We start from the raw sequence: 20,852 nt of genomic DNA, 5'->3' as shown, positions 1-20,852 counted from the left end.
GCCTCAGTCCTTGATGCGCGGGATCCGCTGCGTGACCTCGGGGTCGGTCTCCGCGACCGCCTTCTTCTCGCGCCGCGACTTCAGGTACTCCAGCGCGATCGGCACCACCGACACCAGCACGATCAGCACGAAGATCGCGTCGACGTTGTCCCGGATGAACCCGATGTTGCCCAGCAGCGAACCCAGGATCGTGATGCCCGCGGCCCACAGGATGCCGCCGAGCACCGTGTACGTGAAGTAGCGCTTCGGGTCCATGCGGCCGATGCCCGCGATCCAGGTGATGAACGTGCGGACGAACGGGACGAACCGGGCCAGCACGACCGCCTTGGGGCCGTGCTTCTCCAGGAACTCGTGCGTCTTGTCCACGTACTCGCGCTTGAAGAACTTCGAGTCCGGGCGGTTGAACAGCTTCGGGCCGACGAAGTAGCCGATGTAGTAACCGGTCACGTTGCCGAGCAGGGCCGCCGCCGTCACCAGGACGCAGACCAGCCACAACGGGGCGTTCAGCGTTCCGTTCGCGATGAACAGGCCGGCCGTGAACAGCAGTGAATCACCCGGCAGGACCGGGAAGATGCTGCTCTCGATGAAGATGATCAGGCACAGCACCGCGATGACCGGTGTCGTCAGACCGCTCAGCAGGTGCTGCGGGTCCAGCCATGACGGCAGCAGCGACATCGTGTTGACCGTGCTCTGGGCGAGAATCACTTCAAAAACGGTACAGGGTCACCCTGAGTCGCTACTGAGACCCGTCAGACCAGCGTGAGCAGGCCGACCACGGACCCCGCGGCGAGCCCCAGCAGCACCGCCAGCAACAAGATCCAGTACGCGGGCAGCTGCGCCGACGTCCGCACCGGTTCCGGCTCCGGCGGACGCGGGGCGAACGTCGTCGGCGCCTCCGCTTCCAGGGCCGCGCGCTCGCGCTCCAGTGAGTCCGCGCTCGCCCCCGAGAGCAGCCCGTACGCCGACGGCAGCTCGTTGATCGCGCTGGTCGGGACCGCGTCGGTGGCCGGCTCGGCCCCGCGCGCTCCGGTCGCCGAAGACGCTGCAGACGCCGAAGACGTCGGCGCGGCCGGTGCCGACGAAGACGTGTCGGACGCCTTGGGGGGCGGTGGCGACACCTGCGGTGCGAAGACGGCTTGCGCGCGAAGGGCGTCCGCCAGCAGCTGCTCGGGGTCCTTCGGCTCGCTCATCTCCGCCCGTCCGCTCGCAACACCTACGTACTCAAGGTAGCCGTACCCACCTCGGCGACCCATTCTCCCCGGCGCAACACCTTCGCGGGCCGCAGGTCCTGGTCGAGGACCACGATGTCGGCCTGGTAACCGGAGCACAGCATCCCGGTCCGGTCTGCGATGCCGAGCAGCTCCGCGGGCCGCTGCGACGTCGCGTGCACCGCGTCGAGGATGCCGAGTTTCGCACCCCGGACCAGATTGCGGAAGGCGGTGTCCATCGTCAAGGTGCTGCCGGCCAGCGAACCGTTGTCGGCGAGGGTGGCGACGCCGTCGTGGACGTCGACCTCGAGGCGGCCCAGCGTGTAGCGGCCGTCCGCGGCGTCGGTGGCCGACATCGCGTCCGTGATGAGGACCGTCCGGTTGCGGCCCGCGTGCTTGGCCGCCAGGCGGACCACCGTCGGGTGGAGGTGGACCAGGTCGCAGATCAGCTCGATCGTGATGCGCTCGTCGTCCAGCAGCGCGCCGACCGGGCCGGGCTCGCGGTGGTGCAGCGGCCGCATGCCGTTGAACAGGTGGGTCGCCACCGTCGCACCCGCGTCGATCGCCGGCAGCAGCTGCTCCTCGACGCCGTCGGTGTGCCCGATGGCGGCGATCACGCCGGACTCGGCCAGCTGGCGGACGGCCTTCACGCCGCCGTGCAGCTCGGGGGCGATGGTCACCATCCGGATCGCGCCCTGACCCGCGCGCAGGAGCTTCTCGACCGTGCCGGTGTCCGGTTCGAGCAGCGTCTCCGGGTCGTGCGCGCCGCAGCGGGCCTTCGAGATGAACGGCCCCTCCAGGTGGATGCCCGCGACCTCGCCGTCCTGGGCGAGCTCACGCAGCGCCGCGACCTGCTCACGCAGGATGTCCACCGGGTCCGAGACCAGGCTGGCGAGCATGGTCGTGGTGCCGTGACGGCGGTGCGCTCGCACCGCCGTCAGCAGTTCCTCGGGATCGAGGGAGGTGAACGAAGCACCTCCCCCGCCGTGGCAGTGGGTGTCGACGAACCCGGGCACGACCAGCGCCCCGCCGACGTCCACGTGCTCGCCGGACGGCGGGGTCCCGGAACCCACACCGGCGATCCGCCCGTCGGACACGGCCACCCAGCCGTCGTCGAGTAAACGGTCCGGGGCGGCGACCCGGCCGCCCATGATCACGAAATCTCCGGCGCCTCTCACGCACCCCAGCATATATTGGTCTGGACCAAGCATGGTGATACGACTCAGTGATCGGAATGGTCCACCCGGGTCACTGTGGGGCTTGCATGGCCTTCTGGAGCGCCTCGAGCGCCCGGCTGGCGGTCGATTTAACGGTACCCTTGGAGATGCCTGCGGCCTCAGAGATCTCGGCCTCGCTCAGTCCGCCGTAGTACCGCAGCACCAGCACTTCGCGCTGGCGGGGCGGCAGCTTCGACAGCGCGCTGACCACGGCCTGGTGCTCGCTGGAGAGCATCGCGAGGCTCTCCGCGGAGCGCGCGTTCACCGCGTGCGGCGGCACGTACTCGCGGGCCGTCTTGCGGCGGCGCAGCACGCTGCGCGACCCGTTGACCACCGCGGTCCGCAGGTAGCCGACCGCGGCCGCGGCGTCCCGGAGCCTGCCCCAGTTGCGGTGCAGGCCGGTGAAGGCCTCCTGCACCACGTCTTCCGCCGTCGCGGGCTCGTCCACCAGCAGAATCGCCAGCCGGACCAGCCGCATGCGGTGCTGGCGGTAGAGGTCTTCGAGGGTCAGCGGTGTCGGCGCCTGCGCCGGGGCCGGACCGTCCATGACCCGCAGGTGGCCGAGGGTCGCCTCGACGCTGCGTTCCGCATTGCCCTCGAGCATGAACCCCTGCCTGTTCTCGACCCCGGTTTGCACGGTGTGCCGCGTCAGCAGGTTCACGGTATTCACAGCGCTCACACAGGTACTGACGCACGCCCAGCCTATCGGGTTCAGATGCCGGTGCCACAGATCGGATGCTGGTACAGAACCGTGACACGGGTAGCGTCGGGGCCGACCCGCCCGCGCCCACCCCGGAGATCCACATGGCCTGGTTCCTCGTCGAAATCACCTACGTCCAGGAGAAGCTGCTGGAGGTCCGGCCGCGCCACCGCGAGTTCCTGACCAAGCTGGCCGAAGAGGGCCGCGTCGCGATCGCCGGGCCGCTCGGCGACGGCACCGGCGGCATCACCCTGTACCAGGCCGACGACGAGGCGCACCTGAAGGAGACGCTCGACCGGGACCCGTACTTCCTGGAAGGAGTCGTCGCGCAGCGGTCCGTCCGCGAGTTCAAGCCGGTGATCGGCGCCTGGCTGCCGTCATAGGCCGAGCACGTGGTGCCGCGCAGGTCGCAGGCTCACGACGCCGTCGGCTTCGGGGCGGATCGTTTCGATGATCAGCGAAAGGTTCCGGTCTGCGGTGCGCACGCGCCGGACGTCACGACGCCCGGCCGGACAGCTCGTAGTCGGCCGGGTCGACCTTGCGCGTCTCCAGCCAGTAGCGCCAGGTGAAGCCCGGCCAGATCGTCCGGTTCACGCCCTGGGCGTCGAGGTACCAGCTCTTGCAGCCGCCCTGCGTCCAGACGCCTTTGACCAGCTTGTCCTGGATCTCCCGCTGGAACTCGTCCTGCACGCCCGGCCGGACGTCGAGGGCGGCGGCACCGCGGGAGTCGGCGAGCTTGATGGCGTCGACGACGTACCGCGCCTGCGACTCGATCATGAACACGACGGAGTTGTGGCCGAGCGCGGTGTTCGGGCCGAGCAGGAAGAACAGGTTCGGGTAGCCGGACACGGTGATGCCCTTGTGGGTCCGCATGCCCTCGGCCGCCCACTCCTTGGCGAGGTTGCGGCCGTCGACGCCGGTGATGTCGAGGTACTCCAGCGCGTCGGTCACCTTGAAGCCGGTGCCGTAGACGATCGCGTCGACCTCGTGCTCGACCCCGGCGGAGTCGACGATCGAGTGCGCCTTGACCTCCTTGATCCCGGCCGTGTTCACGTCGACGTTCGGCCGGGCCAGCGCCGGGTAGTAGTCGTTGGAGATCAGGACGCGCTTGCAGCCCATCGTGTAGTCCGGCGTGACCTTCTTGCGCAGCGCGCGGTCCTTGATGCCCTTCGCGATGTTCCGCTTCGCGATCAGCTCGCCGGCCTTCATGATCGCTGGGTGGCCGTTGAAGCCGATGGCCCGCGCTTCGAGCAGCCAATACAGCGCGTTGCGGTAGAGGCGCTGAGTGCCGGGCACGCGCTTGAACAGCGTCCGCGCCCACGACGGCATGGCGTGGTCGGGCTTGGGCATGATCCACGGCGGCGTCCGCTGGAACAGCGTCAGCTCGGCGACGTCGGGGGCGATCTTCGGGACGAACTGGACGGCGCTGGCGCCCGTGCCGACCACGGCGACCTTCTTGCCGCGCAGGTCGTATTCGTGGTTCCAGCGCGCGGAGTGCCAGGTCTGGCCCTTGAACTCCGCGATCCCGGGCAGGTCGGGGATCTGCGGGATGTGCAGGCCGCCGACGCCGGAGACGAGGAACTGCGCGACGAACTCGCGGCCGTCCCTGGTCGTCGCCGTCCAGCGGCGTTCCCGCTCGTCCCAGTGGGCGCCGGTGAGCTCGACGCCGAAGCGGATCTTCTCGCGCAGCCGGTACTTGTCCGCGACGCCCTTGAGGTAGTCGAAGATCTCCGGCTGCGGCGAGAACGACCGCGACCAGCCGGGGTTCTGCTCGTACGAGAACGAGTACATGTGCGACTGCACGTCGCAGGCGCAGCCGGGGTAGGAGTTGTCCCGCCAGGTGCCGCCCACCTCGGCGGCCTTCTCCAGGATCACGTAGTCCCGGATGCCGGCCTTCTCGAGCTGGATCGCCTGGCCGAGCCCGGCGAACCCGGTGCCCACGATCACGACCTTGAACCGCTCGGTCATCTGTCGGCCTCCGCTGCGTCGGGGATCCTGTCCGGATGACGTTACCTCAGGTAACAGTTACTTGGAAGTACCTGCTACTGATCAGTACGTTCCGCCGAGCTTGCCGTGGTTCCAGCTGACCACCTTGGTCGGGCGGAAGACCAGCCCGACGCGTTTGGTGGCCTGACCGGCGATGAAGGCCTGCAGCTCGGCCGACGCAGGGTCACCTTGCTTGGCTCCCGAGTACCGCTGCATGAGCGCCGTCCCCATCCGGGTGACCTCGGCGGTGTCCTCGACGATCTCGACGTCGGCCTCGAACGAGACGCCACGCAGCTTCTCGTAGCTGTCGCCGTCCTCGACGAGCACGGTCGCCTCCGGCAGCCGCCGGAAGTTCTTCGCCTTCTGCGACGTGCCGTACGTCCAGGTCGCGACACCGTCTTCGTGCGGGAAGTACCAGAGCGGCGCGAGGTGCGGGCGGCCGTTCGGGCCGATGCTGGCGACGTTGATGACCTTCTGCTCCGCGAGGTAGGCGCGGACCTCGTCCTCGGTCATCCTGATCTGGTCGCGACGGGACATCTTCACCCCTTGGTGGCGGCCCGCCCGCCGTGGCCGGTGACCGCCGACTCGAACGCGCCGCGCGCCTCGATGTCGGCCAGCGCGGCCTTGTCCGCCGAAGGTACCCGGCTGCGCGAGCCGATCTCGACGATCGGCGGGAGGAACGCGCGGAACAGCTTGAGGCCGCCGACCCACCGCGGCACGTGGATGGTCCGGGCGCGCTTGAGGATGCCCGCTTCGAGGTCGTCCAGGGCCACGTCCAGCGGGTACGTCTTGCCGATCAGTCCGGGCATCGACGCGCGGAGCTTGCCGAACACCGGGTGCGCGTCGGCGCTCTCGACGAGGTCGGTGCGGATCCACGTCGGGTGCGCGACGCCGACCTTGACGCCCAGGTGGGCGACCTCGGCGCGCAGGCTGTTCGAGAAGGCTTCGACGCCGGCCTTGGCGGCGGAGTAGTTGGCCATCCCCGGCGCGTGCGTGATCGCGGCGAGCGATGAAATCGCCAGCAGGTAGCCCTTGCGCTCGATGACGTGCGGGAGCGTGACGCGGAACGTCCGCCAGACGCCGAGCAGGTCGACCTCGATGACCTTCTCGAACGCGGCCCGGTCGACCGAGCGGACGAAGCCCGCGGTCGCGATGCCGGCGTTCGCGATGACGATGTCGATCCCGCCGAAGTGCTCGACGACACCGGTGACTGCGTCGTTGAGGGCGTCCCAGCTGGTGACGTCGGCTTCCCAGGCGTGCGCGTTCGGCCCGATCCGGTCGGCGACCTTCTCCTGTTCGCCGGCTTCGAGGCCGACGAGGGCGACCTTGGCGCCACGCGCGGCCAGCCGCTCGGCGAGCCCGGCGCCGATGCCGCGGGCGGCGCCGGTGATCAGCACGACCTTGCCGTCGACCTTCTTGGTGCCGCTCAGCAGCGAAAACGGGTTGGCCACGGTGCCCTCCTGGACGTCGATCGGCGCTCTCGGAGGGCACCGTACCTCAACTTACCCGCAGTAAGCTACCCGTGAGTATGTTCAGCGGCCGGCTTCGCCCAGTGCGGTGAGCTCCGCGTCCGTGAGCTCCAGGGAGACCGAGGCGATCAGGTCGGTGAGCTGCTCGGGCGTCCGGGCGCTGGCGATCGGCGCGGCGACCGTCGGCTGCTGCCGCAGCCACGCGAGCGACACCGTGGCGACCGAAACCCCGTGCGCCTCGGCGACTTCGTCGAGCTCGGCCAGTACGCGCGCACCATTACCGTCCAAGTAGGACGAAGCGCGGGCGGCGCGCGGGCTGTCGACGGTGTCGTCCTTCGTGCGGTACTTGCCGGTGAGGAAGCCCTTCGCGAGGGCGAAGTACGGCAGCGTGGCGAGGCCTTCGCGCTCGACGAGCGGGGCGAGGTCGCGTTCGTAGTCCCGCTCGACGAGGTTGTAGTGCGGCTGCAGCACGGCGTACCGCGCGAGGCCATGCCGGTCCGAAACGGACAGTGCTTCGGCGAGCCGGTCGGCGCTGTAGTTGGACGCGCCGAGGTAGCGGACCTTGCCCGCGCGGACCAGTGCGTCGAACGCCGTCAGGGTCTCTTCGAGCGGGGTGTCCGGGTCGTCCCGGTGCGCGTAGTAGAGGTCGATGTGGTCGGTCTTGAGGCGGCGCAGCGAGTCCTCCGCCGCGGCCTGGATGTTCTTCGCGGAGAGGCCCGGCCGGCCGTCCCACATGCCGACCTTGGTCGCGACGACGACGTCGTCACGGTGGCCGCGCGCGGCCAGCCAGTTGCCGAGGATCTCCTCGGAGCCGCCCCCGCCGCCGTAGAGGTCGGCGGTGTCCACGAAGTTGCCGCCGGCCGCGGTGTAGGCGTCGAGCACGGCGAAGGACTGCGGTTCGTCCGCCGTCCAGCCGAAGACGTTGCCGCCGAGGTTGAGCCCGTACACGTCGAGGTCGGTGTTTCCCAGCTTGGTCATGTCTTCGACAGTAATTCGCCGATCCCGGGAGGAAAATCGCCGTCCCACGCGTTGGAGTGTTCCATGGCAATCGAACTCGGCAAGCTCGGTATCTGGCGGCCCTACCCGGGCGTCGACGTGCACTTCGCGACGGAGGCGGAGAAGCTCGGTTACGGCGCGATCTGGCTGGGCGCGTCCCCCACTGGCGACCTGGCCTACGTCGACGACCTGCTCGCGGCGACCGAGCACCTGGTCATCGCGACCGGCATCGTGAACATCTGGCAGGACGAGCCCGCGGACATCGCCCGCGTGTACGAGCGGATCGCGGGCAAGTACCCGGACCGCTTCCTGCTCGGCATCGGCGCCGGCCACCGCGAGGCCACCAAGGAGTACAAGAAGCCGTACGCGGCGCTGGTCGACTACCTGGACGGGCTCGACGCGGCGGGCGTCCCGGTCGCCGGGCGGGCGCTGGCCGCGCTCGGCCCGAAGGTCGTCAAGCTGTCCGGCGACCGCGCCGCGGGCGCGCACCCTTACCTGACGACGCCGGAGCACACCCGCAGCACGCGCGAGATCCTCGGCGCGGGCAAGCTGCTGGCGCCGGAGCAGAAGGTGGTGCTGGGCACCGACGCCGACGAGACCCGCGCGATCGGCCGCAACACCGTGAAGTACTACCTCGGGCTGTCGAACTACGTCGCCAGCCTGCGGAAACTCGGGTTCACCGACGAAGACCTCGAAGGCGAGGGCAGTGATCGCCTGGTCGACGCGCTGGCGTTGCACGGCGACGCGGAAACGGTCGCCCGTGGAATCCGCGCCCACTTCGAAGCGGGTGCCGACCACGTGAACATCCAGGTGCTGAACGAGGACCCGTGGCCCGCGTACCAGGCGCTGGCCTCCGAGCTGCTGTGACCTCCGTCCGGCCGCCGGTGCGCCGGCGGCCGGACGCGCTCCTTCTGAACCGATCCGACGTGCGGGAAAGTTTCTGCGCGGGGACCGGTGTGCGGTGGCGGCGGACCTCGTACGATGCGGTCGGGACCACCCTGTGCCAAGGAGGAGTAACGATGCCCATCGCCACCCCCGAGGTCTACGCGGAGATGCTCGACCGGGCGAAGGCGAACGAGTTCGCCTACCCGGCCATCAACGTGACCTCGTCCGAAACCGTGAACGCCGCCATCCGCGGCTTCGCCGAGGCGGAGAGCGACGGCATCATCCAGTTCTCCACCGGCGGTGCGGAGTTCGCGTCCGGCCAGAAGGTCAAGGACATGGTGACCGGCGCGACCGCGCTGGCGGAGTTCGCCCAGGTCGTGGCGGCCAAGTACGACGTGAACGTGGCGCTGCACACCGACCACTGCCCGAAGGACAAGCTGGACGGCTTCGTCCGCCCGCTGATCGAGATCTCGGCGGAGCGCGTCAAGAACGGCCAGCACCCGCTGTTCCAGTCCCACATGTGGGACGGCTCGGCGATCGACCTCGACGAGAACCTCGAGATCGCGCAGGAGCTGCTGGCCAAGACGGCGGCCGCGAACATCATCCTCGAGGTCGAGATCGGCGTCGTCGGCGGCGAGGAAGACGGCGTCGAGGCGGAGATCAACGAGAAGCTGTACACCGCCGAAGGCGACTTCCTGAAGACGATCGACGCGCTCGGCGCCGGCGAGAAGGGCCGCTACCTGCTGGCGGCGACGTTCGGCAACGTCCACGGCGTGTACAAGCCGGGCAACGTGAAGCTGCGCCCGGACGTGCTGAAGGGCGGCCAGGAGGCGGCGTCGAAGAAGCTCGGCCTGGACGCGGGCTCGAAGCCCTTCGAGCTGGTCTTCCACGGCGGCTCGGGCTCGCTCCCGGAGGAGATCCGCGAGGCGGTGTCGTACGGCGTGGTGAAGATGAACGTCGACACGGACACGCAGTACGCGTTCACGCGCCCGATCGTGGACCACTTCTTCAAGAACTACGACGGCGTCCTGAAGATCGACGGCGAGGTCGGCAACAAGAAGGTCTACGACCCGCGGTCGTACCTGAAGGCCGCGGAGGCCGGCATGGCCCAGCGGGTCGTCGAGGCCTGCCAGGCGCTGGGTTCGGCGGGCACGAAGCTCAAGTAAGACGTCCGAAGGGCGGCACTTTCCTGACGGAAGTGCCGCCCTTCGTCGTGTTCAGACTGTCTCGGGCACCGCTCGCCGGGAGGTCCACCGGCGCGTCACCGGACCAGCCGCCGCCCACAGCACGAACACCCCGCCGAGCACCACCGATGCCGTCCAGTAGGCCGCCGGGGGTGCCGACTCCGTGTGCGCGTCACCCAGGACCCACGGCCGGAACTGCGACTGCAGCCAGAACGCCCCGTAGCCGAACGCCGTGACCAGCAGCGCCCCCGCGCCCGCCTGCAACACGCCCGCGCTCATCGCGAACGCCAAGTCCACGGCCAGACCCACGAACAGCAGGTAGAACGGCACCGTCGACACCGGGAAGCCGAGCCCGAGCAGCAGCGGCCACATCACCGACCGGTAAGCGACGTACGCGAGAGCCACCGAAGAAGCCGCCCAGCGGAAGCCCAAGGTCTTCCGGGCCAGCACCAGGATCAACGCCATCACGCCGATCCCCCACAGCGGGTACACCCACTCCGGGATCGGCATCGTGAAGTGCAGCACAGCCGTCCGGTCGACCGGGTGCCCGATCTGGCCGGCCGCGAAGTCCAGCAGCGACTTCTCCGCCTCCGGCTCGCCGCGTTCCCAGGCGCGCAGGCCGAGGATGCCGTACTCCTGCTGGCCGTTCGGGAAGAACGTGTTCTCCAGGAAGAACGCCCAAAGCGCGAGCAGCACGCCGGTCCGGAACCGGCCCACCGGCGCGGACCGCAGCCAGCCCAGCAGGACGCCCGCCTGCATGATGCCCGTGCCCAGGTAGAGCATCATGTGCGACGGGCTCCACGCGGTCAGGTCGAGGCCGTTGACGCGGTGGTTGATCACGTCCAGCGGGGCCGCGACCAGGAACGTCAGCAGGCCGATCTGCATCAGCCGCAGCGACGTCTTGTCGGCGCCGAGACCCGTGTAGCTGTGGATCGCCACCAGCACCACGATGATCACCGTGCCGACGGTGTTGATCAGGTGCGGCGGCGCCAGGTCGTCGCGCAGCCACATGAAGTGCCACGACATGTCCCACGACGAGCCGACCAGCTTGAACGCGAACGCCGCCAGCCACATCCCGTAGCAGAACCGGAGCACCCAGTCCGGCGTCGGCTGCCCGGGGGCACCGCGGTGCCAGTGCCGCGTGAAGAACAGCCGCGTCTTGCCGACGGGACTGCGCGGAATGACGTCCACCGGGACGTCGACTGCCTTGGCCATGCCGGACATCATCGCCGGTCATGGTCACGAGCGTGCAAAGACGCCGAAAAACCCGGGTTCCCCCGACCTTCTTCCCCGCCGCCACCCTCAACGGAGGCGCTTCGCGCCCAGGGTTCACCCCTACGGGTGGACGACTTGCTCCGGGCCGCCCCGGCTTGGCATGGTGTGCCGCCATGATGCCGAAACGAGTTGTCGCGGCGGTGCTCGTCGCCGCGCTGGTGCTGGCCGGGGGCGGGATTCTCGCGGGCTTGTTCTTCTGATCCGCGGGCATGGGCACAATGACCCCCATGACGCACAACCTGCTCGGCCCCGAGCCGACGCTGCTGCCCGAGCACACCGCCGCCCAGGCCGCGCTCGACGCCGGGACCGACCCGGCCACCGTCGTGGCCGAACACCCCGACTACAGCGAGGCCTGGGCTTCGCTGGCCGAGAAGGCCTTCGACGCGGGGGAGACGGTCGCCGCGTACGCCTACGCCCGCACCGGCTACCACCGGGGTCTCGACCAGCTGCGCCGCGCGGGCTGGAAGGGCTTCGGCCCGGTGCCCTGGGCGCACCGCCCCAACCAGGGGTTCCTCCGCGCCCTCGCCGTCCTGGGCAAGGCCGCGGGGAAGATCGGCGAGACCGAGGAGCACGAGCGCTGCCGGACGTTCCTCGCCGACTCCGACCCCGCCGCCGCGGAAGCCACCGGCCTGAAGTGACGCCACGGGCCCGGGACCGCGCGGTCCCGGGCCCGTCCGGCCTCAGAACCAGCCGCAGTCGACCGGCGCCGGCAGGCCGGCGAAGCGGCCCTCGAGCCAGGCGAACGCCTCCGGGAACGCCCGCACCGCGCCGAGCACGTGCGTCGGGATCAGCGTCGTGCTGAACTGCACCCGCACGCCCTTGCCGCACCACGTCCGGCCCAGGTCGCGGTCCTGCGCGTAGGGCACGATGTCGTCGAGCGCGCTGTGCACGATCAGCACCGGCGCCGTCGGCTTGAGCGACCCGATCTTCTGCTCGGCCACCCTCGACCGGTACGGCTCTTCGCCGAGGTACGCGACGAGCGACCGGCCGTCATTGGTCAGCGTCGAGGACTGCGTGAAGGCGTGCGCGGCGATCGCTTCCACCGTGCACTCGGTCCGGACCTGCTCGAACAGCTGCTTCCCCCGAGCGTTGAGCAACGCCGGGATGTTCAGCTCCGGGTACGCGTAGTTCATGCTCACCAGCGCGAAGCCGAGGAACCCGACCGCGTAGTGGCCGTCGAGGTTCTTGGCGACCTCGGCGAGGTCCGCCGGCACTGCCCCCGCGTACGCGCCCTTCAGCTTCAGCTCGGGCGCGTAACCCGGCTGCAGCTCCGCCGCCGCGGCCGACGCGCCGCCACCCTGCGAATAGCCCGCGATCGCGACCGGGCCGTCGTCCGGCAGGCCCGCCTCCGGCAGCCGCTGGGCCGCGCGGATCGCGTCGAGCACGGCGTGGCCCTCCGACGCGCGGTTGACGTACGTGTGGTCCCCGGGCGTGCCCAGCCCTTCGTAGTCGGTGACGACGACGCCGTACCCCCGCGTCAGCAGCCCGGCGATGAACGGCCCTTCGTACTCGAAGCCCGCAGCAAGCGCTTTCGACGGCGCGCAGTCGTCGCCCCCGCCCTGGGTGCCGACGGCGTAGGAAACGATCGGGCGCACCCCGGCGCCGTGCCACGCCGACCGCGGGGTCAGCACCGTGCCGGTGACGGCGACCGGCGAGCCGTGCGTGTCGGTGCTGCGGTACATGATCCGCTGCACGCTCGCGTCGGCCTTGATCAGCTGGATCGGATCGATGTAGAACGTCGACGCCTCGTGCCGGATCACGTCGCCGTTGCTGCCGGCGGGAAGGGGGGACGGCGGATCGTAGAAGGACGCGGCGGAGGCCTGCGGCGGGCCCAGCGTCGCCAACGCCAGAACGGAAACCGTGGCGACGGCCGCGGACAGGGCGCGGCGGAGGAAGATACGCATGCTTGCTCCTCGTTGAGCAGGTCGAGTGCGCGGGGAACACCTTTTTAGACAGAGGTGTCGGAAAAAGAATCACGTGAGGTGGACCACCATGTCAAGCCCGGCTCCGCGCGGGCGGCCGCGCAAGCTCCCGGTTTCGGAGCAGCGCGCCCGCGTGCTGAACGCGACGGCGAGGGTGGTCGGGCAGCACGGGATGCAGGGCGCGACGATCGAGCAGATCGCGCGTGAGGCCGGCGTCTCGCGCCAAGCCGTTCTACGAGCAGTTCGGCGACCGGGCGACGCTGTTCGCCGAGGTCGTGGCGGAAACCGAAGAGAGGGCTTTCACCGCCATCGCGGGGCCGTCGGTGGCCGACGAGCAGCCCGGCCTGCGGGCCTGGGCGCGGGCCAACTACGCCAACATGGTCACCTTCGTCGCCGACCACCCCGAGGGCTACGGCGTGCTCCGCGCGGCCGAGCGGGCGGGCGACCCCGCGCTCACCCGGTTGAGGGAGAGGCTGGCCGTCGTCTACGCCGAAGCCAGCCGCAAGCGGTGGGCCGCCCACGGCATCGACTCGGGCCGCGCGGACCGCGCGCTCGTCACGCTCTTCTTCGCCATGACCGAGTCACTGGTCCAGGCCACCTGGGACGGCGAGCCGCCGGACCAGGACGCCCTGATCGACCTGCTCACCGAATTCACCGTGGGCGGCGTCGCCCGCCTGCAGACCAAGGCGAGCGACGTCATCGACCGGTTGCGCTGACCCTAGGCGGCGGCCATCTCCGGGAGCGCGACGGAACCCACCACGCGGTTGCGCCCGCCATGTTTGGCCGCGTACACGGCCGCGTCGGCGGACGCCATCACCTCCTCGATGGACGAACCGTCCAGCGGGTAGGCGGCGACGCCGATCGACGCCGTCTGCCGTTCGATGTCGACGGCGGCGCCCGCGTTGGTCGTGGTGCTGATGATCAGCTCGCTGACCCGTTGCCGGATCCGCTCCGCCGTGACGATCGCGTCTTCTTTGGACGTCGAAGGCAGCAGTGCGACGAACTCTTCGCCGCCGAACCGGCCGACCAGGTCGTGCGCCCTGGTCTCCTGCTTGACCACGGCGGCGACCGCCTTGAGCACGTCGTCCCCCGCGAGGTGCCCGTAGGTGTCGTTGACCCGCTTGAAGTGGTCGAGGTCGATCATCATGGCGCCGAAGCTGCCGTTTTCCCGCTGCGCGCGCGAGATCTCGCGCTGCGCGCCGTCCTGCCAGGTGGTGGCGTTGAGCAGCTGCGTCTTCTGGTCGGTCGTGGCCAGTTCTTCCAGCCGCTTGATCAGCACGGACCGCTGCAGCACGTACAGCGGCAGGATGACCAGCACCGAAAGCAGCGGCTCGTGGCCGAGCACCATCACCAGCAGGCCGCCGACGCACAGCGTGGACAGCTCGAGGAGGTTGTCGTCCATGCCGCCCAGGCAGCTCTCGACCGTCGCCTCGGCCGGGTTGGCGAGGTAGAGGCCGAGTCCGGTGAGGGCGGCGTTGACCACGAAGTACACCAGTACCGCGATCGAGACGGTGACGACGCTGAGTTCCGGTGAGTACAGCGTGACCAGCCCGGCCGAGCACGCCGACAGCGTCGCGCTGGTGGCGTTCGCGGCGACCCGGTGCGGCTGGCCCGGACGGGTGCCCGACCAGCTGCGCAGCGCCAGGCCGACGTAGAGGGTCACCCCGAGCAAGGTGACCAGCTGCGTCGGCAGCAGCAGGGCGGCGGGCAGGAGCCACACCGACGTCATGTTCATGTGCGGGCCGTCGCTCAGGATGCGGCGCTGGCGCTCGATCCGGCGGCTGACCTCGGTTTGGGCCAGTGCGAGGGCCCCCAGCAGGCCCAGGATGCCCAGGTGCTTCAACGTGACCGGGGTGGTGACCGTGGCGACGGCCGTCCAGCCCACCAGTACTGCGATCGCCGCGAGCGTGACAGCGATCCAGCGGGGCGGCCGCCGCCACAGTGCCCAGCCCGCAACACCAGAAATCACGCCTTGTCCAGACCGTTCCCCCAATGTGACCATTTTTCCCCCAAACCCTTGCGCTCGGTGGTGGTGATGAACCACTCACGGACAGTTTCAGCCCGTTTGCCGTCTGTCCACAAGGGCCTTAGGTGTGTACATTTTCCGGGACGCCGGATCGAAGGGTGGCCAGCGATGCGTTCCAGAGATCAGTAAGCCGGAGCCGCGCCGCAAGGTCGCGATGACGAAGCCAGCGTGTCGAGCGTGTTCAGGCGTGTTCGGCGCGCTGGGTTTCGAAGTCATGCCCGTCTTCGCCGGCCCTTGAAGTCCGCGCGCGCCGCCACGCCAGCGCGAGCGGCGCCGTAAGTATCAATCCGGCAACGCCGAAGATTCCGACGGTCGTCTGCGCCCCGAAGTAGTCGGTCAGCACGCCGCCGATGAGCGGGCTCACGCCGAGCATCGTCGTCAGCCCGGTGTTGGACAGCCCCATCGTCTGCGCGCGGTTCTCGTCCGGGACCGCCAGCGTGAGCGACGCCGTCGCCTGCAGCAGCGCGACCGCGCCGAACGCCCCGGACAGGACGAACAGGACGATCGACACCCACGGGCCGGGCTGCGCGAAGCCCACCAGCATGGGCACCCCGCACAGCGCCGACAGCGGCGCGATCAACTTCGGCCGCGTGTCGGCCGGCACCCACCGCGTGAAGACGAACGTGCCGATCACGCTGCCCACCGGGTCGGCCGCGAGCAGCAGCCCGACCAGCTCGGGGCCGCCGCCCGCCGACGCCACGTACGGCGCGGCGATCCCCTCGTAGACCGGCAGCAGGCCCATCAGCCAGGTGAACAGCACCAGCGTCCGCAGCGCCGGGTTGGCGAACGCCACCCGGCCGCCCGCGCTGATCGTGGCGAAGAACGACTTCCGCGTCTCCGCCTTCGCGGCGGGCGGCCGGGGACGCACACCGAGCCTGACGAAGGCCGCGGACAGCAGGAACGTGACCGCGTCGAGCACCAGGGCCACGTGCGGGTCGAGCGCCAGCAGCAGCGCGCCGCCACCGGCGAACCCGAGCAGCTGCGCGGACTGGACGGTCATGGTCCGCACGCCCATGCCGACGACGAACCGGTCGCCCTCCAGGACCTGCGGCAGCAGCGCGAGCTGGGCGGCCTTGAACGGCGGGTTCAGCAGCGAGACGCCGCCGACGAGCACGCAGACCACCCAGAACGGCAGCTGGGGCACGGCGACGAGCAGGATCAGCCCGGCCCGGACCAGGTCGACGGCGACCATCACGGTGCGCCGCGAGAACCGGTCGGCGAGACCGGTCAGGAAGATGCCGCCGATCAGCGACGGGGCGAAGGTCAGCGCGTAGGTGAGACCGGTCAGCGTGGCGGAGCCGGTGGTGGTGAACACCAGGATCGAGAGCGCGACTCTCGCCAGCTGGTCACCGGCGATCGACAACAGTTCCGCGAACCAGAGGGCCCGGAACTCGGCGATCCCGAACACCTCGCGGAACGTGACCCGGTCCGGCGGTGCTGCCATGCGTTTCTCCGACTCCGTGTGCAGACCGTGCCCTGCTTCGGACCAGTCGTCGATTTGACCGGCTGGTCATCAGGCCGTCACGGTGCGTGAGTTCCCCCAGCCAGTGTCCCGTGACGGTGGGTAAATCTCTAGGTTCTTTCGCTGGTATCCACGGTGTCACGGAGCTTTCCCGAACGGGTCAGACGATAGCCCGCAGTGTCTGACCGGTCGCCCAGGAGTCACCGGAGGATCATTCCGCACCCCTAGGTCGGTCGCCAGGGGCAAAAGTAGCCACCTCGCGTCGGCGAGGTGGCTACCGGGAAAACGGGAGGTCAGCCGCCGCCCCGTGCGCGTTCGATGACCTCGATGGACGCGCGGACCTGCTCGAAGGTGGGCGGCGCCGCCCGGTTGAACACGACGGTCAGGGACCGGCGCGGGATGACCACGAACTCGACGTCGACCCCAGCCGCCTCCGCGGCGGCTTCGACGACGTCCCGCCAGTGCTCGGGGTCGATCCCGTCCGGATCGGCCCATTCGTGGGCGAAGATCGCCCAGTTCCCCCGGAGGAGGGTGCCGACCACGTCCTGCGCGGTGTGGACGCGGTGCGGCGAACCGATCTCATCGGTCAACTATTCGCAGGTGGGGGTGGGTGATCGAGGCCCGGGCGCCTGGGTGGACGAAGGACAAGTTCGCTCCTTTCACCGGTGTGCCGGGGGCATTCGGAGCCGCGGGCCGGAGCGGATTGGTCCGGCCTGTCGATTCCGCCCTGTGGGAAGGGCTTCCCGCGCCGGAACCCCGGCGTAGCTTCGGATTCGTGACCGACCTCCCGCCGTTCACCCTGGCTGTCGTGGGCGCCGGACCCCGCGGGGTCGGCGTCCTCGAACGGCTCGGCGCGAACGCCGCGGAACTGCTCGGCGGCCGCCGGCTCGAGGTGCACCTGATCGATCCGTTCCCGCCGGGGCCCGGCCGGGTCTGGCGCTACGACCAGTCACCGCTGCTGCGGATGAACTCCATGCCCGAGGACGTCACGATGTTCACCGACGAGTCGGTGAAGATGGCGGGCCCGGTGCGGCCGGGGCCGTCGCTGCTGGAGTGGGCGCGGAAGGTGCGTGACGGCGGCCTCGACGCCGACGTCCCGCCCGACGTCGTCGCCGAGCTGACGGCGCTCGACCCCTTCCACTTCCCCACCCGGCGCCTGCAGAGCGCCTACCTGACCTGGTTCTACCGGAAGGTCGTCGAGGACCTGCCCGAAGACGTCGACGTCTTCGAGCACGCGGCCCGCGCGACCGGGGTCGACGGCCGCACCATCAGCCTGTCCGACGGATCGGCGATCGTGGCGGACGCCGTCGTCTTCACCGTCGGCCACCTCGACGCGGAACCGGACGAGCGGGAGCGCGAGCTGGCGGCGTTCGCCGCGCGGCACGAGCTGTCGTACTACCCGGCCGGCTACACCGCCGACGTCGACTACGCGGGCGTCGAACCCGGCGAAACCGTGCTGGTGCGCGGGTTCGGGCTGGCGTTCGTCGACCTGATGCTGCTGCTGACCGAGGGCCGCGGCGGCCGGTTCGAGGACCTCCCGTGCGGCGGCCTCCGCTACCACCCGAGCGGCGCCGAGCCGGTGCTGCACGTCGGCTCGCGGCGCGGGGTGCCCTACCACGCGAAGATCGGCTACCGGTTGCGCGGGAAACCGTTGCGGCTGCCCAGGTTCTTCGACGCCTACGCCATGGACGGGCTTCCCGGGGCCGCCCTCGACTTCCGCGCGGACGTCTGGCCGCTGGTCGCGAAGGAACTGGCCTGGGGCTACTACAGCGAGCTGTTCACCGGGCACCCCGGCCGCGTCCGCATGGACTTCGCCGTGTTCGCCGACGCCTTCGCCGACCTGGCCTGGGATTCGCCCGCCATGCGGGACCTCATCGTGCGGGCGGTGCCCGCCGAGGCCGACCGCCTCGACCTCGACCGGCTGGACCGGCCGATGGCGGACCGGACCTTCGGCACGGCGGAGGAGTTCGGCAAGGAGCTCCGCAAGTACGTCGAGGCCGATTTGGCGCGCCGGGCGGACCAGGAGTTCAGCGCGGACCTGGGTGCCTTCATGGCGCTGCTGTCGGTGTACGGCCAGCTGCCGATCCTGGTCCAAAAAGGACGACTGGGTGCCGCGTCCCAGGTGTCCGATATGGACGGCTGGTTCCACGGGTTCTTCTCCTACTACGCCAGCGGTCCGCCGCCGCGCCGGCTGGAGGAGCTGCTCGCGCTGCACGAAGCCGGAATCGTTTCCTTCGCGGGCGCGGAAATGCGGGTGACGGCCGAGCGCGGCGTCTTCGTGGCCTCGTCGGCGAGCCACCCGGAGACGGTCGAGGCCCGCACGCTGATCGAGGCGCGGCTGCCGGGCCCGAGCGTGACCCGGGCGGCCGACGGCCTGCTCCGGCAGCTGCGCGACGCGGGCGAACTGGCGGAGGAGACGGTGGCGGACCCGGTGACGGGCGCTTCGCTGCCGTCGGGCCGCATCCACACGCGGGTGTCGGACTCCCGTCTGCTCGACGGCACCGGCCGCCCCCACCCGCACCGGTTCGCGGTGGGGCCCCACACGAGCGCCCGCTCGGCGGCGGCGTTCACGCGGCCGCGGACGAACGCGTTGTCCTTCCGCCAGAACGACGCGGTGGCGCGGGAGATCCTGGCGCTGGTCAGCCGGCCCAGCTGACCAGTTCGCCGAGAACCGTCTCGGGTGCGGGCATCCCGGCGATCTCGGCCGCGATCCCCCGCGCGACCTCGCGCGCCGTCGAGCCGTCCAGGAGTTCCCGGGCGGCGGCTTCGATGGCGGGCATCCTGATCTCGTCGCCCACCAGTGCCTTCGCCGCGCCGAGTGCCGACAGCGTCTCCGCGTTGGCGAACTGGTCGGCGCCCTGGGGCAGGATCAGCTGCGGCAGGCCGGCGGCGAGCGTGCCGAGCACCGTTCCCGTGCCGCCGTGGTGGACCACCAGGCCCGCGTGCGCCAGCACCTGGGCTTGGGGCACGAACCCGGCGACGCGCACGTTTCCCGGCACCGGGCCCAGCGCCGCGGGGTCGCCGGGGCCGGCCGCCACCAGCACGTCCACCGGCAGCTTCGACAGGGCGGCGATCGCGCCGCGCAGCACCTGCGTCGCGCCGTAGGCCACCGTGCCCAGGGTCAGGTACACGAAGCCGTCTTCCGGGAGCGGTGGCAGCGGGACGTCCGCGTCGTACGGCGTCGGGCGCATCCGGAACACCTTCGGCACGGCGGCCGAGCCGGGGTCGCGGACGCTGTCGGGCCAGACGTCGATGCAGGCGTCGCCGAGCATGGCGTCCGCGGGCCGGGTGCCCCAGAGCGGGGCCAGCCGTTCGGCCGCGACCGCGAGCACCTCCGGTGGCATCGACCGGCCGATCACCAGCGAGGCGGCCGGGATGCCCGCCCGCTGCGCCAGCGCCCCGGTGCCGACGTCGCTCTGCTCGTAGACCACGAGGTCCGGCCGCAGCCCGGGCAGCAGCGGCTCCAGATCGGCCATGGTCGCCCGCGGCAGCAGCTCGGCGAACATCGTGATGCCGATGTCGAAGAAACCGGCGTCCGCGCCGTGCCGCTGCCGGGCTTCGGCTTCGGCGTCGCCGATCGAGGTGCCGACGCGGTGGGCCTCGAAGCCGAGGTCACGCACCTTGGGCACGAACGCCTCGCCGGTGCCGAAGACGACTTCGTGCCCGGCCGCGCGCGCCGCGTTCGCCAGCGGGAGCAGGGGAAAGAGGTGGCCGTATGCCGGGCGGCACGTGAAGAGGATCCGCACCGCCCGAGCGTACCGGCGTCAGCAGCGGTTGAGCATGTCCGTCAGGGCGGTCTTCTCGGCGGAGTTGATCGTCAGCTTGAACTTGTGCTTCACCGCGACCCACATCTTCGCGTAGGTGCACCAGTAGCCGACCAGCGGCGGCTTCCACTGGTCGGGCGACTTGTCGCCCTTCTCCTGGTTGACGTTGTCGGTCACGGCGATCAGCTGCGGGTCGGTGAGGTCGTTCGCGTACGCCTGGCGCTGCGCGGTCGTCCACGACGACGCGCCGGTGCGCCACGCGTCGGCCAGCGGCACGACGTGGTCGATGTCCACATCGGACGCCGCGGTCCAGGTCGCGCCGTCGTACGGGCTGAACCACTTGCCGGAGGTCGCGGCGCAGCTGGAGTCGGTCACCACGTTCGTGCCGTCGCGCTTCAGCACCACTTCGCGGGTGTTGCAGCCGCTGCCCTGATCGATCCAGTGCGGGAACTTGTCCCGGCTGTAGCCGGTCTGCGAGCCGTCGGCCTTGACGGTCAGCGCCGCGAGCTCGGACTTCGCCGTGGTGGCCGACGGGATGCCCGGCGGGGTCGCGTCCGCGACGCCGGCCAGCGTGCCGGACAGCACCGCGGTGACGGCCAGCACAGTGAGCGAATGACGAACAGCACGCCTGGTTGGCATTTTGCTGCCTCCGTGTCAGAAGTGGGGACAGCTAACCCTGAAGCACGGGAGTGGCGCGTACAACACGTATAGGTGACATGTTGCTGCCCGTCAATGAACACCGCGTGACGCGCGGCGCA

The 20,852-nt window shown here is 70.3% G+C and carries 20 protein-coding genes and 1 pseudogene; 6 read left to right on the top strand and 15 right to left on the bottom strand.

The genetic code is table 11. The features are described 5' to 3' along the window. Window positions 1-3 precede the first annotated feature (3 nt). The 4 genes from QRY02_RS36300 to QRY02_RS36285 all read right to left on the bottom strand — a co-directional run bounded on the left by QRY02_RS36300 (window position 4) and on the right by QRY02_RS36285 (window position 3,029). Window positions 4-705: a DedA family protein gene (locus QRY02_RS36300; RefSeq protein ID WP_285987288.1), complete on the bottom strand. Its 702-nt coding sequence runs from the start codon at window positions 703-705 to the stop codon at window positions 4-6. A 44-nt stretch (window positions 706-749) separates the two neighbouring features. Beyond that, entirely contained in the window at window positions 750-1,190 is a 441-nt protein-coding gene (locus QRY02_RS36295; protein ID WP_285987287.1) for a hypothetical protein, read from the bottom strand. A 23-nt stretch (window positions 1,191-1,213) separates the two neighbouring features. Continuing rightward, window positions 1,214-2,365 carry an N-acetylglucosamine-6-phosphate deacetylase gene (nagA, locus tag QRY02_RS36290; RefSeq protein ID WP_285994019.1) on the bottom strand — a complete coding sequence of 384 codons (1,152 nt, stop codon included), beginning with the start codon at window positions 2,363-2,365 and terminating at the stop codon, window positions 1,214-1,216. A gap of 91 nt (window positions 2,366-2,456) precedes the next feature. Further along, entirely contained in the window at window positions 2,457-3,029 is a 573-nt protein-coding gene (locus tag QRY02_RS36285) for an RNA polymerase sigma factor (protein WP_199191266.1), read from the bottom strand. A 200-nt stretch (window positions 3,030-3,229) separates the two neighbouring features. On the opposite strand from QRY02_RS36285, the gene QRY02_RS36280 reads away from it, so the two are divergent. Further along, the gene (locus QRY02_RS36280) at window positions 3,230-3,508 is read left to right on the top strand and encodes a YciI family protein (protein ID WP_285987286.1); all 279 of its coding nucleotides are present in this window, start codon (window positions 3,230-3,232) and stop codon (window positions 3,506-3,508) included. A 112-nt stretch (window positions 3,509-3,620) separates the two neighbouring features. On the opposite strand, the gene QRY02_RS36275 is transcribed toward QRY02_RS36280, so the two are convergent. The 4 genes from QRY02_RS36275 to QRY02_RS36260 all read right to left on the bottom strand — a co-directional run bounded on the left by QRY02_RS36275 (window position 3,621) and on the right by QRY02_RS36260 (window position 7,558). Then, the gene (locus QRY02_RS36275; RefSeq protein ID WP_285987285.1) at window positions 3,621-5,093 is read right to left on the bottom strand and encodes a flavin-containing monooxygenase; all 1,473 of its coding nucleotides are present in this window, start codon (window positions 5,091-5,093) and stop codon (window positions 3,621-3,623) included. Between the two features lie 81 nt (window positions 5,094-5,174). Then, entirely contained in the window at window positions 5,175-5,648 is a 474-nt protein-coding gene (locus QRY02_RS36270) for a pyridoxamine 5'-phosphate oxidase family protein (RefSeq protein WP_285987284.1), read from the bottom strand. A 2-nt stretch (window positions 5,649-5,650) separates the two neighbouring features. Next, window positions 5,651-6,562, bottom strand: a complete 912-nt coding sequence (locus QRY02_RS36265) for an SDR family oxidoreductase (RefSeq protein WP_285987283.1) — start codon at window positions 6,560-6,562, stop codon at window positions 5,651-5,653. Window positions 6,563-6,643: 81 nt separating this feature from the next. Then, the gene (locus tag QRY02_RS36260) at window positions 6,644-7,558 is read right to left on the bottom strand and encodes an aldo/keto reductase (protein WP_285987282.1); all 915 of its coding nucleotides are present in this window, start codon (window positions 7,556-7,558) and stop codon (window positions 6,644-6,646) included. Window positions 7,559-7,621: 63 nt separating this feature from the next. On the opposite strand from QRY02_RS36260, the gene QRY02_RS36255 reads away from it, so the two are divergent. Further along, window positions 7,622-8,443, top strand: coding sequence for an LLM class F420-dependent oxidoreductase (locus QRY02_RS36255; RefSeq protein WP_285987281.1), 822 nt, complete (start codon window positions 7,622-7,624; stop codon window positions 8,441-8,443). A gap of 152 nt (window positions 8,444-8,595) precedes the next feature. Further along, a complete protein-coding gene (fbaA, locus tag QRY02_RS36250; RefSeq protein WP_285987280.1) occupies window positions 8,596-9,627 on the top strand; it encodes a class II fructose-bisphosphate aldolase in 1,032 nt (343 codons plus the stop codon). A 51-nt stretch (window positions 9,628-9,678) separates the two neighbouring features. On the opposite strand, the gene QRY02_RS36245 is transcribed toward fbaA, so the two are convergent. Continuing rightward, window positions 9,679-10,860, bottom strand: coding sequence for a hypothetical protein (locus QRY02_RS36245; RefSeq protein WP_285987279.1), 1,182 nt, complete (start codon window positions 10,858-10,860; stop codon window positions 9,679-9,681). A gap of 287 nt (window positions 10,861-11,147) precedes the next feature. Between QRY02_RS36245 and QRY02_RS36240 the strand changes: the two genes are divergently transcribed. Then, window positions 11,148-11,558, top strand: coding sequence for a DUF3151 domain-containing protein (locus tag QRY02_RS36240; RefSeq protein ID WP_285987278.1), 411 nt, complete (start codon window positions 11,148-11,150; stop codon window positions 11,556-11,558). Between the two features lie 42 nt (window positions 11,559-11,600). On the opposite strand, the gene QRY02_RS36235 is transcribed toward QRY02_RS36240, so the two are convergent. Next, window positions 11,601-12,824, bottom strand: coding sequence for a lipase family protein (locus tag QRY02_RS36235; protein ID WP_285987277.1), 1,224 nt, complete (start codon window positions 12,822-12,824; stop codon window positions 11,601-11,603). Window positions 12,825-12,912: 88 nt separating this feature from the next. Between QRY02_RS36235 and QRY02_RS36230 the strand changes: the two are divergent. Continuing rightward, window positions 12,913-13,558: pseudogene (locus QRY02_RS36230) on the top strand (TetR/AcrR family transcriptional regulator). Between the two features lie 2 nt (window positions 13,559-13,560). Here the strand turns inward: QRY02_RS36230 and QRY02_RS36225 are convergent. The 3 genes from QRY02_RS36225 to QRY02_RS36215 all read right to left on the bottom strand — a co-directional run bounded on the left by QRY02_RS36225 (window position 13,561) and on the right by QRY02_RS36215 (window position 16,920). Further along, the gene (locus QRY02_RS36225; RefSeq protein ID WP_285994018.1) at window positions 13,561-14,727 is read right to left on the bottom strand and encodes a GGDEF domain-containing protein; all 1,167 of its coding nucleotides are present in this window, start codon (window positions 14,725-14,727) and stop codon (window positions 13,561-13,563) included. A 322-nt stretch (window positions 14,728-15,049) separates the two neighbouring features. Then, window positions 15,050-16,312: an MFS transporter gene (locus QRY02_RS36220; protein ID WP_285987276.1), complete on the bottom strand. Its 1,263-nt coding sequence runs from the start codon at window positions 16,310-16,312 to the stop codon at window positions 15,050-15,052. A gap of 311 nt (window positions 16,313-16,623) precedes the next feature. Further along, window positions 16,624-16,920, bottom strand: a complete 297-nt coding sequence (locus QRY02_RS36215) for a hypothetical protein (protein ID WP_285987275.1) — start codon at window positions 16,918-16,920, stop codon at window positions 16,624-16,626. 185 nt (window positions 16,921-17,105) lie between these two features. Between QRY02_RS36215 and QRY02_RS36210 the strand changes: the two genes are divergently transcribed. Next, window positions 17,106-18,986 (top strand): FAD/NAD(P)-binding protein, encoded by a 1,881-nt coding sequence (locus QRY02_RS36210; protein WP_285987274.1) that lies wholly within the window; start codon window positions 17,106-17,108, stop codon window positions 18,984-18,986. Here the strand turns inward: QRY02_RS36210 and QRY02_RS36205 are convergent. Next, the gene (locus tag QRY02_RS36205; RefSeq protein ID WP_285987273.1) at window positions 18,970-20,076 is read right to left on the bottom strand and encodes a glycosyltransferase; all 1,107 of its coding nucleotides are present in this window, start codon (window positions 20,074-20,076) and stop codon (window positions 18,970-18,972) included. The genes QRY02_RS36210 and QRY02_RS36205 overlap by 17 nt on opposite strands. 18 nt (window positions 20,077-20,094) lie before the next feature. Further along, window positions 20,095-20,733: an HNH endonuclease family protein gene (locus QRY02_RS36200; RefSeq protein ID WP_285987272.1), complete on the bottom strand. Its 639-nt coding sequence runs from the start codon at window positions 20,731-20,733 to the stop codon at window positions 20,095-20,097. Between the last annotated feature and the right edge of the window lie 119 nt (window positions 20,734-20,852).

This window comes from Amycolatopsis sp. DG1A-15b (genome assembly GCF_030285645.1).
In the GTDB taxonomy this organism is placed as follows: domain Bacteria; phylum Actinomycetota; class Actinomycetes; order Mycobacteriales; family Pseudonocardiaceae; genus Amycolatopsis.
Note: the sequence above shows the minus strand (reverse complement) of the source record. Positions and strands in the feature narration are given on the sequence as shown.